Genomic DNA, 16,136 nt, shown 5'->3' on the forward strand with positions numbered 1-16,136 from the left:
TCTTTTGCAATATTCTTTGATACAAAGAGATTCATGTAAAAAAATCTCAAAACGGAAAAAAACACTTGCCTCCCCCTGGCAAACGAGCTATAAGCCTTTTCTCACGCCGAGGTGGTGGAATTGGTAGACACACTATCTTGAGGGGGTAGCGGACTATGTCTGTGCGGGTTCGAGTCCCGCCCTCGGCACCAAGTGAATTTAACGCCGTTACAAGCAGTAGCTTGTAACGGCGTTTTTTTGTCCGCTGTCCGGCGCATGTTCCGGGCTAAAACAGGGCAAAACCTGCCCCCTCCCCTTCTTGTGAGCAAACAGCAGCGTAGGGCTTCCTGTACTTCCTACCTTTACCTGTAGAGAACTATTTACCATTTTGGCTGGACACAAAGTCGCTGGAATAATTGCCATTTTCATTTCACTCTATTTTGTAGCGGCTCCTTTTGTTATGCGGTATGATACTTGGTAGCATCTACGCATTTAACAGCAGACAAAACTACCATTCCAGGCACCTTTTTCTCAGGCAAGCCCTATAAAAATAGATACATATCATTATAAAATCGCCCTTGCCGTTGTTGTGCTATGCCTCCTTGCGGTTCCCTTTGTCCTTCTTCATCAGGAAACTGCCAATATCCCTGTTTTGCAAAAGAACAAGCCTGTTCCTGCCGTTTCTGAAGGAACATCCCCCCCACACACCTCATTACCAACACTCAAAGTTGCTGTTGGTGCTATGATTTCCCCCCGCGATACAGAAGTATATTACCAGCAACTTCTGCGCTACCTTGGTGAATCCATTAACGCCAATGTTGAACTTGTACAGCGCAAAACCTATGCTGAAGTAAACACCTTGCTCATAGCAGGAGAAATTGACCTCGCTTTTATCTGTTCCGGGCCCTATGTGACAGGAACTGAACAACACCCACTCCACCTGCTAAGCACCCCCCAGGTACAGGGGCAGCATACCTATAAGTCGTACCTTATTGTGCACAAGGATAGTGCCCTAAAACAGCTCAATGACTTGCAGGGGAAAACGTTTGCCTTTACCGACCCAGACTCCAACACAGGCTCCCTTGTACCCCGTTACTGGCTACAACAAAAAGGGCTTACACCTGAACATTTTTTCAAAGAGACTCTTTTTACCTACAGCCACGATAACTCCATCTTTGCTGTAGCAAAAGGTTTGGTAGACGGGGCGGCGGTTGACAGCCTTATATGGGACTTTTACCAACACAACAATTCAGAACTGACAGCTAAAACGCGCATCATTCATAAGTCTGAAGCGTATGGCATTCCTCCTGTTGTTGCCGCCTCCAGCATGCCGCAGGAACGTAGAGAAGCCATTCAACATGCCCTGCTCGCTATGCACACCTCAGCACAGGGAAAGCAGATTCTCCAAAACCTGCTTATTGACCGTTTTGTGCTTCCTCAAGACCATTGGTACAGCTCCATTCGCACCATGCAGCAAACTCTTCAGCAAGCGGAGTAACCACACGTATGCGCTCCTCCCAAAGTTTAAAGGGTAAACTATTACTGACTGTGGGCCTACTTACCTTGCTCGGGTATGTCTTTATTTGTACACACGCCGTTGCAACAATTGTCTTTCATCGCATGCGCATGGTACGAACAAGCTGGTTCAGAGTATCAGCCTGCTTTGTGAGAGTGGCAACTGTATTTGAAGAATGATGCATTGTTTCAGCTGTGTTTTCCGAAACTTCACGAGCTTGTGAGATTAAAGAGTATACTTCTTTTCCAGAGCGGGCCTGTTCTGTTGTTTCTTCAGCGATGGTCCGTACTTCCGAGGCCGACTTTTCAACAAGGACAACAATTTCTTTTAACGCATCGCCAGAGTGTGTTGCCAGTTCCGTAGCCTTTAAAACGTTACTTACAGCACAACTCACGTTTTCTCTGTTCGTTTGAGTGCTACTTTGTATGGAGGTGACAGCTTGTTCAACCTCCTTTGTTGCGCCAACGGTTTTTTCAGCCAGTTTCCGCACTTCGTCAGCAACAACGGCAAACCCTCTTCCTGCTTCACCTGCTCTGGCAGCCTCAATAGCCGCATTCAAAGCCAGCAAATTTGTTTGGTCGGCAATGTCATTGATTACACTGATTATTTTACCAATTCCGTCTGCTCTCACTTCGAGTTCTTCCATATTGACGGCAAGTGATTCCGCTTGTAATTTAATCTCAGAGATAGCGAGAATAACATTCTCAACAATAGATGCACCACCAATGGCCTTTTCCTTAGTATCATTGCAAATATCTGAAGCTTTAGTTGCAGTATGCATCATCGACTCGAGGGTTTCGGTGACCCCTTTAACGCTTTGAAGAGTATCGTTCAGACTGTTTAATTGTGATTCTGCGCCATTTGTTGAGGCGGAAATTTGCACCGCCAGGTCTCTTGCGATATCTTCTAATGTTGAACACATAGAATCTAAACTTATTGCAACATCCTGTAGTTTTTTATTTTTCTCTGACTCTGCTTGACTTGTCGCCTCAGCGGCTTGCATCGCCTGTTCTGCCTTCGCTGTCTGTTCTTCTGCCTCGTTGCTTTTTTGCAGGAGCATTTCCATATTGTGCTTTAAATTATCAGACATAGTTGCAAGGGTACGTTGCAATTGACCAGCTTCATCGGAAAATTCTGTATCAAGCTGAATTTGCATATTTCCCTTGGCAATTGAAGCAGCAGCCGAAATGGTTTGCTGAAGTGGTGTGTCAATACTGCTTGCAATGCGCCTTGCCAATAAAAGTGTCATTAACAGCATTAATGCACCTGTTCCTCCAGCCCATAAAAGAGAGTTTCTTCGGGTGGTATTGAGCTTTTGCTGAATGACAGTTTTTTGAGCCTCCACGTTGTCAATATAAATGCCAGTTCCCACCCAAAAGTCGGTACCTGGAATTAATCGTGCATATCCAAGCTTAGGATAGGCTTTGGTGTCTCCAGCTTTTTTGGGAAAATGCCATATAACAAAATTACCTCCGCTTCGAGCAGCTTTGTCAAGCTCGGCGACAAATAGCACACCGTTTTGATCTGCTGTTTTGCCAAGATCCTTTCCTTCATTTTCTGTTTTTACCGGAACAGAAATGGCCACCGTATTTTGATAAATAAAATAGTAGCCTGAATTGTCGTTTTCGAAGCGTATATCCTTTGTTAAATTTCGCAAGGTAGGTATTCTTTCTGCTTCGGGAATGCCTTGGATAGCCGCAGCTAAAGTTGTAGCTAAAGAGTCTGTAGCTGTTTTTATTTTATTTTTTTCTCCTGAAATATAGGTCTCGCTAATGCTATCAAGAGATTCTCTGGTGAGGTTGCTGAAAAATGCTAAGAGAATAGCAGAAATAGCGATGCCAACAAGCAGAGCTACGGAAATAAGCATTACCAGCCTCGTCCGAATTGAAAAAGCACGTAACATTGCATACGTTGAATTCATTAACATACCATCCTTCATTTTTTGATAGATGTTCAAGTTAGATTATTATATTGATACTTTCTTGTAGTGGTATTTATATCGGCTTGCGTTGGAGTTACTTAACCCGCAGTTTCTTTTTTTGTGAAAACGTATATAGTTTTCATCTCAATAATCTGCATGCAGTTACAATAATATCATTGTCTGTTAGCGTTAAACAAGAGTTCTTTTTGTTTTTGTAAAAAATGATTCTATTACACTAAATTAATGTAGAAAATAAACGCATGCGCAAGATTCACATAAGTAAAGCATAGAGTTATATTCCAAGACTATTTGGATGTGCATTAAGCTAGGGAAGCAGAAAGGATGTACTGGAAGCATCTAAAAAAACGAGTTATGATTATTTGTACGTAGTAGTAGACTTGATCTGACAGTCGGCTCCGTTTTGCTGGTACCTCTGTCTGATTAGTTAAGCTGTCCGACTTTTTCCTTCCAGAGAGATTTTCCATCAAGAAGAGTTTGCATTGGGGTTTCCTGTGCCTGCGGACCCCGGCTTTTTGGGGCTGGTCACCGCCCAAAGTTTTTTCGGGTTGCCGGAGTTGGGGTAGTAGATTCATTACAAGAACGGTGAAAACAGAATGAATGCGACACGCCGCCGCCATAATAACAATGAGGGAATGGGGAACGCTGTACAGTTCCCCATTCCCTTTCTGTTTCTCTACGCAGGCCAATTGAGTATTGGCAACTCTGCTAATAGCTCTTCCACACTAGGCACCGGGCGCTTACCGGAAAATGCCTCGTCCAGAACCTTGAACCCGGCTTCCCACACGGCGTCGCGGGCTGCCACCATATACTGCGCCTCCTTGGCGAAGGTGGGATTTGCCGAAGTGGCATAGCTGGCGCAGGCCATAGCGCTGTCGTAATTACGGGCGCGGGCGAAAGCATCCAGATGGGCCTGAATGGCTGTGATAAGCGTAGCCCGCTGCTCAGCTTCTGTGGGGGGAGGGGGCGTTTCCCTCCACCCTTCCGGCAAGGAACCATAGGCGGCAATGGTGAAGGGTGCACCGTTCACATAGCCTTGCTTGCCTTTATGATCTTCTGCCTGTTCCCAAGCGCTGCCGTTCCAGCAGGGCACATGCCCTTCTGTGAACACGGGCTGCACAGGGGTAGCGTTGTGGGGCAGCAGGCCGTAATCTTCCACCGGGCCTGCAAAATATCCTTCGGCTGTATATTGATAGGCTATTGCCATAATTATTCCTTTTTTGGTTTTACCTGGACAGTCCCAGATAGACACAAGCCAGTTTGCCGTATGCGCGGGGCTTGGTTGCAGAACCACAACTATAACCATAAGGGGTATTTTAAACATCGATATTGCATACCCCATTATCGATCCATTATGGGCTGTATCCCAAGTTCCCATAGACCCAAAGGGGGCAGGGGGGCCCATTAGGACCACCTGGGCGGGCAGCGATGAGCCCCCCGATATTGAGATTGTGATCCTGCATTTGATTCCCATGTACGCTTCCAACCCCCAATGCCGTTCCATCCAACTTTGGCGCCATCTACCAACGTGGCTCATGTGGCTGTGGTCGTGGCCTGCCATTCGGCTTCCGTTCTGCACAGTTTTTTGCACTTAAAGGCTGCAGGCAGCCCCAGGCATTCGGAAACACGGCAGGAGCGTTCATAGTCACCCCCCCTGTAGCAGGCTGAAAGCCGGAGCGTAAGGTGGAATGACGAAAACTATATAATTCACACAGTTCATAGCGGTCAAATTCCGGATAGAGGGATGGCATGTATTACTTCAGTAATTACCAACACAGCGGTAATGATGCCAAGCAGGAAGAAACTTTCCATCAGGCAAAACTTCCGGTGCTTTTTCCCGATCTCACCCATGTAACAACATCCCATTGAACTCTTCCGTTGCGCCAATTAAAAAACAACATAAGTCATATTGATACACAGTAGCCTTTACTCACCTCCTATGTATACGCAGCCAAGCCACCCAAAGCCTCGGGTACGGTTTTCATTTGCTGTGGGCACCTGGTTGGCAGCATTGAACTGTATATTCCAGCCGTTACCATCAGCTTGTCCGCCCAAGCCGCCTCCGACCATACGAAAAGCCCCAGTATAAGCTGATTGTGAAGAGTTATCCGCCACAAAGTTACCGGTAATATTTCTGATGGCGTCACCATGCCACTCGCCGACACCCGGCAAATAGGGGCTCCCGGCATCGCGCCCGTAGTCCCCCCGAGTATCCGGAAGCTTAATAATTTTTGTGACTGCATCCATACCAAAAAAAGGAACCCCGCCAACCCCACCTGCCTGCTTTGACAATTCATTCCAGCGGGTAATACTAATGCACTTCCACTTCCAATAAGGGTTTTGCAGCGTTACCCATAAATCAGGGTAAGTTGTATCTGCCCGGCTAATTTCCGCCCCGTTGCGCACCGCCCACCCAACAGGTGGTACTTTTTCATAAAACGTTCTAAATTCTGTAAGGTATCCGGGCTGAACAAGTGTAATAACACCCCCTGGGTCTACTTCTAAACCACCTCCCCCCCCACTGGCTAAGCGCAGCCAGTACGCGGCACCATCTCCCTGAACCGGATTCCTGGCTCCAACTCCGGCAATGTTTTTTCCGGAAGGTTTAAGGGCAATATACAGCTGGTTATCTTCACCAAACACAAAGGCTGGCAAATAATACGTTGCATCCCCGCTCCATTTGAATGAACCAAGAACGGCCTGCATCAACCCCTCTTCCACCTTGTCCAAATCGCCATCGTCCTTCACACCCGGTGTGTAGCGATTGGCAATGAACTGGGCCACCCCAGCCGCCATGTGGGCGGCCTGCCGGTTGGCCCTGTTTTGCACTTCCCGCAGGGCAATGCCGGGAATGTGTCCCCGCTTGCGCAGGGGGTGGGTTTTGTACTCATCCAGGGGCAGCAAATCCCCCGCGCCTTCCAGCCCTTCCGGGGCAAAAGGCAGAATTTCGTTCACTGCGTTGTTGTTCAGTGGCATGGAGTATTCTCCTGTGGTTAAAGCTGGTGAATGCAGACGCATTGACCAACGCGTTTCAAAATGACGATGCTCTCGCTAAAAATTTGAGGAATTGATTGTAATTTTTTAAAAATGCTCAGTTTTTCGTTTGGCAAGGCACGAGCTTTTTTTAAAGAGGGGCTGGACTCTTCTGTCCTGCCCCTCTTCAAAAAAGGCGAGTAACAAAGCGAAACGGAATAAATCAGCATTTTTATGCTTGCGGGCGTAGCACACGGGGCCAACGCCCCCCATTGCCGCTACTATCAGCCCAGCCGGAAAGCGCCGGGGAATTGCAGTTCCAGGCGAACAGCGGCCCGCCATCCGGCGTTACGGCGTACCATTGAATACGCACGCCTTCGGGCTTCAAGGGCACATACTGTTGCAGCAAAAGCTGCTCAAACACCGGGTTCATAATGCGCCCGGCAATGCCCACAATCATGCTCATGTCCTGGTTATCTTGCAGCACAATCATGCTGCCTGTATCGGCAAAAGCCACTTCCCAGGCTTCGTAAGCACCGGGGGTGGTGCCGTTCCAGGCATTGGCAGCCACCTTGGCTTTGAGCAAGGTGCGGTACACATCGTCTGGCAGTGTGGTCAGCCCGTTTTCCGCATCGTACTTGCCCTTCCACACGCCTTGCCCCCAGCCAACGCCTTCTTCATTCCAGCTAAAAAACACCCCTTCCAACGGCGTATGCAGGTAACGGGTGCGGCCCACCCGCACACCCACGGCATCAAGCTGCCTGCCTGTGGCTGTGTCCAGGTCAAAGGCCGTGCGCAATTCTTCCAGCAAGGCTTCCACTGTGTGCAGGGGAGCCAGCACGGCCTGCACTGTGGCCATAAACCGGGGGCGCTGCCTGTGCTGGGAAGGGACAAGGTTCAGGTATTCTTCCATGGCTTAATATTCCTGAAGGGTTATATCTTCCACTGCACACAGCACCACATGGTTGAATGGCACCACAAGGCTACCTGTTTGTTGCCCCTGCCCCTTTACCCCCACGCCAAGGTACAGCACGTCAAAGGTTCGCAGGCCGGGTTGCGGTTCCGCCGTGTTAATAGGAGTATAGAGCTTGGAAAGCAGCACATCGTCGCCAATGCGCAGGCTGTTCAGGTATTCCGCAATGTTGCGGCGCATGGCTTCCCCGGTAACGGAAAGGTAACCGGGCAACGGCGTTATGCGAATAGACACGGCAATGGAAAGCACCTGCGGCCGGAAAAACGAAATAATGCAAGGGGTGCCGTGCTTGTCCCGCGTGTCCACAGCAATGTCGCCAAAGGTGCCGCACCCCGGCCCTTTTTTCAGGGCAATGGTGTTGGCAATGGTTTGGGGCTCGCCCCCTTCCACCACAAAGGCAATGCTGTGCGGCGGCAGGCCGTTGGCATCTTGCACGCTTGTATCGTTTTCATAGCCCCGGCTGCGGCTTACCCCCGGCAGGCTTGCCACGGCCCCCTGGGTGCCTTCAAAAATGGAAAGCGAAGGCAAGGCCGTGCTTATGCTTTGGCGCTGGCGCAGGGCCGAATCCTGCTCCACAGGCGCGCCCGGCCGGGCGGCAATGGGGTTTGTTACGGCCTGCCAACCCCGTGTGGGGGTGGCAATGGTGTTCACTTCCCCTGGGGCGGCGCGCACTTCCCCCATGGTTTCCGCCAGGGCGTTAACCGTGGCTTCCCCTTGCAAGGGAATGACCACTTCTTCCGGCAGCAGCCAGCGCTGCCCGGCGACATCAGTAACCACCCCGCGCCGGATAACCGTGCCCGCCTGCCCGATAACCCGCACATCCACCTGGCTTCGGGAAGCGCTGGCGCGGCGTATTCCATTGGTTTTTACCACGCTGGAAAGCCCCACACCCTGCGCCGTGGCAGGGGAATAGGCGTTGTATACGGAAGCTGCCAGCGTGTAGCAGTCGTATATGCGCAGGGCAAACACCGCGCACAGTGCCCCTTCCTGGGCATCTGGCTCCAGGTACACATCCTGCCCGTAAATACCGCGAAAGTCGCTTTTCAGCGCTTCCAGCACCTCCGGGTAACTGGGCACATGCATGCCTGTTGCATCAATAAAAGCAGTTGCTGTCATGTTCTTCCCCTTTCCTGAAAAATGGCATCCCCTTACAGTATTTCCTGCACTGTGGCAGGGCCATACACCGTGTTAATGCACATGGTTATGCTCAGGCCGCGTGTTTCGCCATCCAGCCTGCTTTCGTAGCTGACAATTTCGGTAACGCCCTCTGTTTCCAACACCCGCTGGCGAATGGCAAAATCGTAACTTTGTGCCGTGTGCTTGCCCAAAATGGCGGGGGAGTAAGGGGTGCCTTCCGTTACATCCAAAAACCATTCTCCCCGTAGTAAACGCAAACGGGTAAGCACTGCCTGGGCCACTGCTTCCGGCACGTTATGCAGGTAGTCTGCATTGCCATGCCCAAGCACCATGTCGCCGTTGGTGTCCAGCTTTCTGTATTTCATGTTCTTACCGCCCGTTATCCCGCAATGGGTGGGCCGCAGGGGCCAGTGCCGCCAGCATCCCGGTGCGGGTGGTTTATTTGGCTTACGCCCCCGGCAATCTGGTCGCCTGTGCTGCGGTGGCTGCCTGTTTGGTTGATGTCCCCTGTAAACGTGGTAGCGGCCTTGCTACCGTTTTTCCCTGTAATGCTAATGCTGTCGGCCTGAATGTTCAGCTTGGGGCATACCAGATTGATTTCCTTGTCAGCCTGGGCGGTAACGGTGCCATCAGGCGTTTGCAGCACCACACAGGCCGGGTTTTGCGAACGTATGGTATAGTCTGGCATCATGGTAATGTGCGCCTTGCCATCGTCGGTGCGCAGTTGCACATTATCTGTATCCACTGCCGGGTCCAGCACCCGTGGCTGGGAACGCGGGCCTACAATGGCGAACCCGTCGGAAAGGTCGTGCATGCGTTCATCTGGCCTGCTGCCAATGCCACCCCCCTGCCACCAGCCATCAATACAGCGGCTGGCAAACACCACCAGGCACTCGTCATCTTTCTTCACCGGGTGTGTCAGGCTGAAGCCCCCGCCACAGGGGAACACCACAGGCACATCCACCAGCAGAGGCAAATTCACTTCCTGCACCTTTCCCGTTTCTTGCTGTACCCACCCTTTTATGGCAGGCTGCACAGAAACCGTCATGGCGGCAGGGTTAAAGCTATTCACAAGGCCTGGCAGAGCTGTCCACATTTCCAGTTGCCTGCCGTCCAGGGCAACGCGCATGGCTTCCACCGCGTCATGGGTTCGTTCTCTTCTGTCCATTCTCCGCTCCTGCGGCGGGGTATATGTGCAGGTGGCAAAGCCACCCGCAAAACATCCCGTCTCTTACGCTACATCCAAAGGAACCTGACTTGTGCCATCAAGAGCCACACACACCAGCTTTGCGAACCAGTCGTTGCCGCGTGTATCGCCAACGAACGTCACTTTCAAAATGCGGTACAAACCGTCGGCACTTATGGTAGGAGGGCGTTTGGCACTTTCCTTAACCTCTGTTTTTGCCCCTTCCTTGACCTCTGTTTTTGCCCCTTGCACGCTGCGGTTATCCAGCTTTATTCGCCCATTTACCCGCAGGCGGGGGTTCAGCAGGCAGTTCACGTTCAGCCCTTCATTTGTCCATGTGGGGGCACCAACAAGGCCTGTTTCATGGGTTAACACTACGGCTTCTTCAGGCAGATAGCCTGTTTTGGGCACCATGGTCAGCGCCCCATCCTGCACAGACCAACTACACCGGGTATTCACCGCCTCGTCGCGCAGCACCTTTTTGGCGCTGGCAAAAAACACCTTGCCCCTTGGCAGGCTTGTGGGGTCAAATTCCGGTAAATAGCCTGTGTTTACCCCTTTTTCTGCAAAATACTGTGCGCACAGCTTTACCCTGTCTGCCGGGGTGCTGCCCGCAGCCAGGGTGGAGTTGACCACAGCCCAGTTGTAGGCTTTGTCGCCATCAGCCGCAGTAATTGCCGTAAAGGTATCTGTGCCATTTTCCCGGCCCCGCTGTACCTTGCTGATGGTGCCATCAAAAATTGTGGTGCAATTGCCCTTATACCCGGCAGAAAGGACAACCCTGCCAAATTCTTGCTGAATACGGTTGCTGGTGCCTTCCGCCAAGTTGTACACCGTTATGTTGGCTTTATTGGGCGTTTCGGTGTCTGTTTTGGTAATGGAGAATGTTATACGCATTTCCCCCAGTTCCAGCCCTTTGCCGTCCACACCTGCCACTTGCAGCAAGCAGGCCCGCAACCACTGCGCCCCTGAATCATGCGGTGAATTTTCCTGGCTCATTGTGTGTTCCTTTCACGGCGTAGCCCGTGCCATTTATGCATAGGTGGAAAACACCACATCCACCCCACTCCCCAAATTTTCCAGGGAGGGGGGCAAATCCCCCGTTACCCACAATTCGCCGCCAAATTCCATATGGGCATATTGTTCAAGCAGGTTGCACCCAGCCACCAGCGGTATGCCTGCCAGCAATGGCGTGCCGGTGGCGGTGTCTTCCATGTCTACATGCCAGCCGCCTTCCGGGGCAGCAAACCAACGCACAACCAGTGTGTATGTTTTTCCGGCAAGCGCTATGCTGAAGCGCTGCGGTTCCGGCGTAAGCGGAACAAGATAGTCTGCCATGCTGCTTACCTTCCTGAAGGTTGAAGAGGATGCGGCATGGGGCCAGCCTTGGCCTGCCCCGCCCCCACAGTATGGGCAGGCAGGCAGGCCATTGCCTGCTTTTGCCCCTTTTCTGCCGTGGCCCCGGTTTTGGCAGGAGTGGCCTGATTTTTGCGCGGGGCAACCGAAGTGACCTGAGTTTTCACAATAATAATTTCCTGGCATACGGCAGTAACCGACAAAGCCTGTTCTGCACTGGCATTGGTTACCACTTGCAGGCTTTGTAACAACATGTTGCGGTACAAGCGTTTACCAGTAACTATATCAAAGGGTTCCCGCCTGCTTTGCAACTCCAGCAGTTTTTCATAAAATTCCTGGCTGGGGTTCTCCCCACTGGCAAGCAGGGAAGAGTCTGAAACGCCTGCTGCAAGGGTTACCTTTGTTACGGTTTTATAGGCATGGTCATTAATGTTAGCCCCCTGTTCCACGGGGTGGCTGGTAATGGTAAGTTGGTCGTCATGGGTTTCGCTCACCACCACGTCCGGGAACAAGCCGCCAATGCTCCGGCGGGGCCGAATTTCTATCATGTCGCCTGGTGCCTGGAAAAAACTCATCCTACATTCCCCCTTAAATCTCGAATGTTCTTTTCCGTTTCTTCCCTGCTGCGCTCATACACCTGGTTACCAGCCAATATGGGGTCGGCAGTTTGCATGTGTATGGTTGTGGTAGCGGTCATATTCATGTTTTGTTGCCCATGTGCTCCCAAAGCCATCATATATCCCGCCCCTGGGGTCAGGGCAGTTGTTTCCAAAGCACTTGCCGCCTGCAAGGCCGCGCCTGGTTGCCCGGCATTGCTAGTAATTCCCAGTGCTTCGTTTACAAATTCAGGAAGAATGCTCTTAATTTCCTTGAATTTATTCAGAACCCACTCAAACCCTCGGCCAAACGCACTGGTAATTACGGTAAGCTGCCTCTCTGCCCAGGCTGAAAAATCTGGAAAATTTTCCTCCACACTGGGCCACAGGGCGGTAAAGAAGGATCCAACCAGCGTACAAAAGTTCTCGATAACTGCTAGCCAGGCATCTACTGTATTCGCCAAAAGGGCAAAAAAAGTTTGTAGCGCACCGGAAAAATCGCCTGCGAAAACCTGAACAAACAGCTTGCCCAGCAATTGAAGCTGAGTAAGCACACTGCCCAGCAGGTCAGTAAACAACCCCTTAACAGGCTCCACACAGGCAATAATACCGTTGCCAATACCTTCCATTATCCCCATAACAGGGCTGAGGGCTGAGAGCACAGACTGAATAGAGTCTGCCCACGGGCTCCAGTCAAAGGAGCTTTTGCCGCCTTCCATAAAGGTAAGGTAATCGCCCACAAGGCCCACAAGGGCAACAAGGCCAGCAATAACAGCACCAAGGGGTGTGGCGACAAAACCAAGATTCAGCAATTTCCACGCGGCAAGCAGGGCCAGCGCCCCGCCCACCATATTTTTCTGGCTGCTGCCAAGGGAGTCAAACCAGCGCACCAGCCCCAGCACCCCCTGCACAACCCGCAGCACCACAGGCCCGGCAATATCGCCAAACGCCTGCAACCCCTCCGCAACAAAGCCGAGCACCCGGCGGATTGGCCCCATGTTTTCCGTAAACAGGGCCCGCAGTTTTGCAAGCCCCTGCTGCCCTTGCCCAAGCAAGGCCGTGAAGACCGAACTTGCCATGAGCTGGGCCATGGTGCGCAGCTTCTCTATTTCTGCCAGAAAACCATTGGCAGCCGCCCCCGCAGCCTCCCCATCTTTCTCTGCTCCGGCATACATTTCCTGAAATTCTTTTTTCAGTGCCGTCACATTGCCCGTAAGCGCGGCAACAAGTGAAGGGTCGATGCCCATTTTCGTGGCAAAAGCCTGGCGCTGGGTCGCGTCCATGCTGCGCATTTGTTCGCCAGCCTGTTCCAGGGCGTCGGCAACATTGCTCACCCCTGGCTGTTGGGCAAGCAGCCCTTCCAGGCTACGCACCATAACTTCAAAGCTGGAACCACCCTGCTCTGCCACATAACCAAGTTCTTGCAGCCGTTGCGAAGTAAGGCCAAGCTCCCCTGCCTGCCTGGCAAGTGTTGCCTCACCTTCTGCCAATTGCAGAAAACCGTTGTAGGCGCCCAGGGTTACCGTTTTTACCTTGTTTGCAAAGGCATCCAGTTGACTCAAGATGTTTGTCAAATCTATTTCGGTAATTCCGCCCCCTACAGCAGCAAGAAGCGTTTTCAACTCTCCCACACTCATAGTATTCATCCTTTCAGGGTGCAGGTTATGTTTCCCGTGCCTGCATAGCCCTGCGCTCATTCTCCTGCTGCACGTCCAGGGCATCGTTCATCAAGGCCACATCCGCAAGGGAAAGGGTGCTGTCCTTCAGGCTTTCAAACCGGCACATGCCTTGCAACACAGGGCGCAGCAAATAATCTTCTCCGTTTGGCAGGCTTACCCATGCAACGGCTTGCTCCCCATGCCCCCCAAGCTGCCGGGGGGCAGTTCGGTGAAAAAATCTGTCAGATTCTCCCGAAGCACATGGTAGGCAATTTGCAACATTACCGGCAGGGAAAGAGAATCAAACATGGTGCTGCCATTGGCACGCATACGTGCCCAGCCAGCCCCCTGCCGGCAGTCCGTTACTTCCAGGCAGGCATGCAGCACATACTCAACGTCATCATCACTCAGGGCAGCCATGGCATTTGCCAACGGCTCCAGCAGCTTTTCCATGCCGCCTTCCACATCCACAGGGTTGCCCTGTGCATCACGCTTCAGGCCCGGCCCTTCCCCGGCAAGGCCTGCAAGCTTGCCAAAACACGGACTAAGCCGACGGACAATATGCAACTGTTTAAAAGCATTGAGCTTGCCAATGCGGTAGGCATGCTGACCAATGGTTACTTCTTTCATGTGATTCTCCCAAAAAGAACAGGATGAGAATGTGCCTGTGGATAGCGAATGCCTACCCACATGGCCTGATTCCACGTTGCTTCAACACAAACACCAAAGAAACTGTGAGGCAGGGAAGTAACAAGGCAAAAGACACCCCTGCCTCACGAAGCACTACATATGCTCAGGCAGTTTCAGTATTTCCCTAGTAAACCAACCCAGTACCAAGCTTGGCATCTACCTTACCGCAATGGAAGGCCCAGCCAAGGCTGGCGGCCTCATTACCAAACTTGTTTTCCGGCTGCTTGGAAAAAGCGCACCCTTCACAGGTGAACACATCACCCGTGGCAATGTTCCGAATAACAATGGTGTTCTTGCCGTGGGTTTTGCCGCTTTTGGTCTGGAAGTTGAACATGTTCTGCAACTTCGCGTTAGCTTCACTGGTTTTCAGCAGTGTTACCGTGACAGAGCCGGAACGGTCGGCTTTCAGGCTGTGCATAAAGCTGCCGTCTGCCCCTACACTCATAGTGTTTTTGTCGCCTGTGGCAGTAATGCTGATGCCTTCACTCGCCACCCCGGCACCGTTCCCCAACTGGAAGCTGCCACCTGGGCCAACAATGGTGGCCTCTACATCCAAAAAACTGTATGTTACTTCCATAGTACGTTCCTTTTGCTATCGGTTCACGTCAATCTGCACATCCACAAAGTGCACTGCGCCTGCCAGCTTTACCGCCACTTGAATGGGCGGGGCCTTGCGCTGCTCACGTTCACTTTGGGGTTGCTCATCAATGGGCTGGGAGTAAATATACCAACCCTTGGGCAGGTATTCACCGCGCTCAAGCTGCCCGAAGCCATCGGCATTCCACACGCCAGGGGCAATCAGGCCGTTGTTCACGCCTTCTTCCAGCACTTTGCTGATGGTGGTGACAATCTGATTAATGCCAGCTTCCGTTTGCGGAATTTTGGTTTTGGATTGATACAGCAGGTTGTAGCACTCTGTTTGAATGGCGTTTTGCAGCCAGTCTGTGCCATGCACCTCATCAAAAAAGGCCCCGTTAGCCATAACGCCTTCTTGCAAAATGGCTGTTTCGTTATCGTATTTCACGAACACGTTGCAGTTTTTGCGGGCCAGAACAGCCGCCTGCGACTCTTTCAGGCCTTCCGCCACAACACCAGGTTCTTGCTTGAACTTCAGGGTAATGGTGCTGCGGTTGGCATTAAAGTTCACGGTAAAAGCCCGGCCCACGGCAGAACACACCGCATATTCATTGCGGCTGTACTGGGTAAAGCTGCGCTGGCGGGCAAGGGCCTTGAAGCGGGAAGCCAGGTCGTTTTCCACAGTGCTGGCAAGTACCTGGCTGTTGGTAATGGTCGTCAGGTAAATGCGGCTTTTGGCGCACGCTTCAATAAAGCCGGAAACAGCCACATGCTCGTCGTCACTCAGGGTATCGGCAAAAGTCAGGCCGTACCAATCGCCATAGGTATCTGCCAGGTCGGTTGCGCACTCCAGCGGCGTTTCCCCTGCCATACCCGGCACAAGGGGTTGGGCCAATTCGCTGGTAAGAGCCATGCGCCTTGAAAGGTCTGTGCCAGTGCCCTGGGGCACGGCAAAACCAATTTCTGCCCCGGCCCCCACGCTGCTTGAACGCAGCACAAAGTGGTCATTTTCCCACAGGCAGGTGGCCCCTTTGCTTGCCAGGGCAGCATTCACCACGCCTGCCACACCATTCATGTTGGTTTGCCCTGTAAAATCCAGGGTATTCACACTCACGGTCTGGGTGTTCACAACCATGCTGAAGCTGCCGTTGGTCACCGTATTCCAGTTGCTGGCGTCCAGGTCTGCATCTGCCACCAGGCCACCTTTCAGGTATGCCGGGGAAGAATTTTTCACCCAACGGGCAATACCCAGAATATACGGGCGCGGAGTTTGGCTGAAAAAGAGCTGGGCTGCCTTGTATTCCGGCGCATCCACGCCAAAATCTTCCACAATACCGGTAATGCCGGTGTAATAGCGAATACGCTCGGCAGGGTCGATAACATCGCTGCTGCCAGCAATGCACAACACGCCAAAGTTGCGCCGGGGCACAGCCTTGGGTTGCAGGTTTACAGAAACGCGCACAAGGCGATCTACAGATAACGCTGTTGCCATACTGATTTCTCCTTTAAAAAAACGCTGCATAAACACTCTGTTTGCAGCTTGCACAACACATGTGG

General features: G+C 51.9%; 16 protein-coding genes and 1 tRNA gene. 2 read left to right on the forward strand and 15 right to left on the reverse strand.

The window, feature by feature from the left end; genetic code table 11:
- The first annotated feature begins 105 nt into the window (after nucleotides 1-105).
- Nucleotides 106-191 (forward strand) — tRNA-Leu (locus G497_RS0114460).
- Between the two features lie 377 nt (nucleotides 192-568).
- Nucleotides 569-1,477, forward strand: coding sequence for a substrate-binding domain-containing protein (locus G497_RS0114465; protein WP_281171067.1), 909 nt, complete (start codon nucleotides 569-571; stop codon nucleotides 1,475-1,477).
- Between the two features lie 115 nt (nucleotides 1,478-1,592).
- Here G497_RS0114465 and G497_RS18495 read toward each other — a convergent pair whose 3' ends face one another.
- The 15 genes from G497_RS18495 to G497_RS0114545 form a co-directional block, all read right to left on the reverse strand.
- The gene (locus G497_RS18495) at nucleotides 1,593-3,362 is read right to left on the reverse strand and encodes a methyl-accepting chemotaxis protein (protein WP_169727015.1); all 1,770 of its coding nucleotides are present in this window, start codon (nucleotides 3,360-3,362) and stop codon (nucleotides 1,593-1,595) included.
- A 748-nt stretch (nucleotides 3,363-4,110) separates the two neighbouring features.
- Nucleotides 4,111-4,641 (reverse strand): hypothetical protein, encoded by a 531-nt coding sequence (locus G497_RS19435; RefSeq protein ID WP_051258178.1) that lies wholly within the window; start codon nucleotides 4,639-4,641, stop codon nucleotides 4,111-4,113.
- Between the two features lie 719 nt (nucleotides 4,642-5,360).
- A complete protein-coding gene (locus G497_RS19440; RefSeq protein WP_051258179.1) occupies nucleotides 5,361-6,410 on the reverse strand; it encodes a hypothetical protein in 1,050 nt (349 codons plus the stop codon).
- 229 nt (nucleotides 6,411-6,639) lie between these two features.
- Nucleotides 6,640-7,320 carry a DUF2612 domain-containing protein gene (locus tag G497_RS0114490; RefSeq protein WP_027188679.1) on the reverse strand — a complete coding sequence of 227 codons (681 nt, stop codon included), beginning with the start codon at nucleotides 7,318-7,320 and terminating at the stop codon, nucleotides 6,640-6,642.
- Nucleotides 7,321-7,323: 3 nt separating this feature from the next.
- Nucleotides 7,324-8,496: a baseplate J/gp47 family protein gene (locus tag G497_RS0114495; RefSeq protein ID WP_027188680.1), complete on the reverse strand. Its 1,173-nt coding sequence runs from the start codon at nucleotides 8,494-8,496 to the stop codon at nucleotides 7,324-7,326.
- Between the two features lie 32 nt (nucleotides 8,497-8,528).
- Entirely contained in the window at nucleotides 8,529-8,882 is a 354-nt protein-coding gene (locus G497_RS0114500; protein WP_027188681.1) for a contractile injection system sheath initiator, read from the reverse strand.
- A 14-nt stretch (nucleotides 8,883-8,896) separates the two neighbouring features.
- A complete protein-coding gene (locus tag G497_RS0114505) occupies nucleotides 8,897-9,685 on the reverse strand; it encodes a Gp138 family membrane-puncturing spike protein (RefSeq protein WP_027188682.1) in 789 nt (262 codons plus the stop codon).
- A gap of 63 nt (nucleotides 9,686-9,748) precedes the next feature.
- Nucleotides 9,749-10,702, reverse strand: a complete 954-nt coding sequence (locus G497_RS0114510; RefSeq protein ID WP_027188683.1) for a phage protein — start codon at nucleotides 10,700-10,702, stop codon at nucleotides 9,749-9,751.
- 33 nt (nucleotides 10,703-10,735) lie between these two features.
- A complete protein-coding gene (locus tag G497_RS0114515) occupies nucleotides 10,736-11,041 on the reverse strand; it encodes a phage baseplate plug family protein (RefSeq protein WP_027188684.1) in 306 nt (101 codons plus the stop codon).
- 5 nt (nucleotides 11,042-11,046) lie between these two features.
- The gene (locus G497_RS18510; RefSeq protein ID WP_211228770.1) at nucleotides 11,047-11,634 is read right to left on the reverse strand and encodes a phage baseplate protein; all 588 of its coding nucleotides are present in this window, start codon (nucleotides 11,632-11,634) and stop codon (nucleotides 11,047-11,049) included.
- On the reverse strand, nucleotides 11,631-13,292 hold the full coding sequence (locus tag G497_RS0114525; RefSeq protein WP_027188685.1) for a phage tail family protein: 1,662 nt from the start codon (nucleotides 13,290-13,292) through the stop codon (nucleotides 11,631-11,633). Before G497_RS0114525 ends, G497_RS18510 begins: the two co-directional genes overlap by 4 nt.
- A 25-nt stretch (nucleotides 13,293-13,317) precedes the next feature.
- On the reverse strand, nucleotides 13,318-13,464 hold the full coding sequence (locus G497_RS20255) for a DUF6889 family protein (protein WP_156908136.1): 147 nt from the start codon (nucleotides 13,462-13,464) through the stop codon (nucleotides 13,318-13,320).
- Between the two features lie 23 nt (nucleotides 13,465-13,487).
- Nucleotides 13,488-13,943: a phage tail assembly chaperone gene (locus G497_RS0114535; RefSeq protein WP_051258180.1), complete on the reverse strand. Its 456-nt coding sequence runs from the start codon at nucleotides 13,941-13,943 to the stop codon at nucleotides 13,488-13,490.
- Between the two features lie 184 nt (nucleotides 13,944-14,127).
- Nucleotides 14,128-14,580 carry a phage structural protein gene (locus tag G497_RS0114540; RefSeq protein ID WP_027188687.1) on the reverse strand — a complete coding sequence of 151 codons (453 nt, stop codon included), beginning with the start codon at nucleotides 14,578-14,580 and terminating at the stop codon, nucleotides 14,128-14,130.
- A 15-nt stretch (nucleotides 14,581-14,595) separates the two neighbouring features.
- Complete coding sequence (locus tag G497_RS0114545; RefSeq protein WP_027188688.1) at nucleotides 14,596-16,071, reverse strand: DUF3383 domain-containing protein; 1,476 nt, start codon at nucleotides 16,069-16,071, stop codon at nucleotides 14,596-14,598.
- Between the last annotated feature and the right edge of the window lie 65 nt (nucleotides 16,072-16,136).

Origin of the sequence: Desulfovibrio cuneatus DSM 11391 (assembly GCF_000430005.1) — a bacterium.
Classification (GTDB): Bacteria; Desulfobacterota; Desulfovibrionia; order Desulfovibrionales; family Desulfovibrionaceae; genus Frigididesulfovibrio; species Frigididesulfovibrio cuneatus.

Coding starts and splice junctions, on each gene's coding strand:
- G497_RS18495 (WP_169727015.1), bottom strand. CDS start 3,362: ATGCTTATTTCCGTAGCTCTGCTTGTTGGCATCGCTATTTCTGCTATT.
- G497_RS19435 (WP_051258178.1), bottom strand. CDS start 4,641: ATGGCAATAGCCTATCAATATACAGCCGAAGGATATTTTGCAGGCCCG.
- G497_RS19440 (WP_051258179.1), bottom strand. CDS start 6,410: ATGCCACTGAACAACAACGCAGTGAACGAAATTCTGCCTTTTGCCCCG.
- G497_RS0114490 (WP_027188679.1), bottom strand. CDS start 7,320: ATGGAAGAATACCTGAACCTTGTCCCTTCCCAGCACAGGCAGCGCCCC.
- G497_RS0114495 (WP_027188680.1), bottom strand. CDS start 8,496: ATGACAGCAACTGCTTTTATTGATGCAACAGGCATGCATGTGCCCAGT.
- G497_RS0114500 (WP_027188681.1), bottom strand. CDS start 8,882: ATGAAATACAGAAAGCTGGACACCAACGGCGACATGGTGCTTGGGCAT.
- G497_RS0114505 (WP_027188682.1), bottom strand. CDS start 9,685: ATGGACAGAAGAGAACGAACCCATGACGCGGTGGAAGCCATGCGCGTT.
- G497_RS0114510 (WP_027188683.1), bottom strand. CDS start 10,702: ATGAGCCAGGAAAATTCACCGCATGATTCAGGGGCGCAGTGGTTGCGG.
- G497_RS0114515 (WP_027188684.1), bottom strand. CDS start 11,041: ATGGCAGACTATCTTGTTCCGCTTACGCCGGAACCGCAGCGCTTCAGC.
- G497_RS18510 (WP_211228770.1), bottom strand. CDS start 11,634: ATGAGTTTTTTCCAGGCACCAGGCGACATGATAGAAATTCGGCCCCGC.
- G497_RS0114525 (WP_027188685.1), bottom strand. CDS start 13,292: ATGAGTGTGGGAGAGTTGAAAACGCTTCTTGCTGCTGTAGGGGGCGGA.
- G497_RS0114535 (WP_051258180.1), bottom strand. CDS start 13,943: ATGAAAGAAGTAACCATTGGTCAGCATGCCTACCGCATTGGCAAGCTC.
- G497_RS0114540 (WP_027188687.1), bottom strand. CDS start 14,580: ATGGAAGTAACATACAGTTTTTTGGATGTAGAGGCCACCATTGTTGGC.
- G497_RS0114545 (WP_027188688.1), bottom strand. CDS start 16,071: ATGGCAACAGCGTTATCTGTAGATCGCCTTGTGCGCGTTTCTGTAAAC.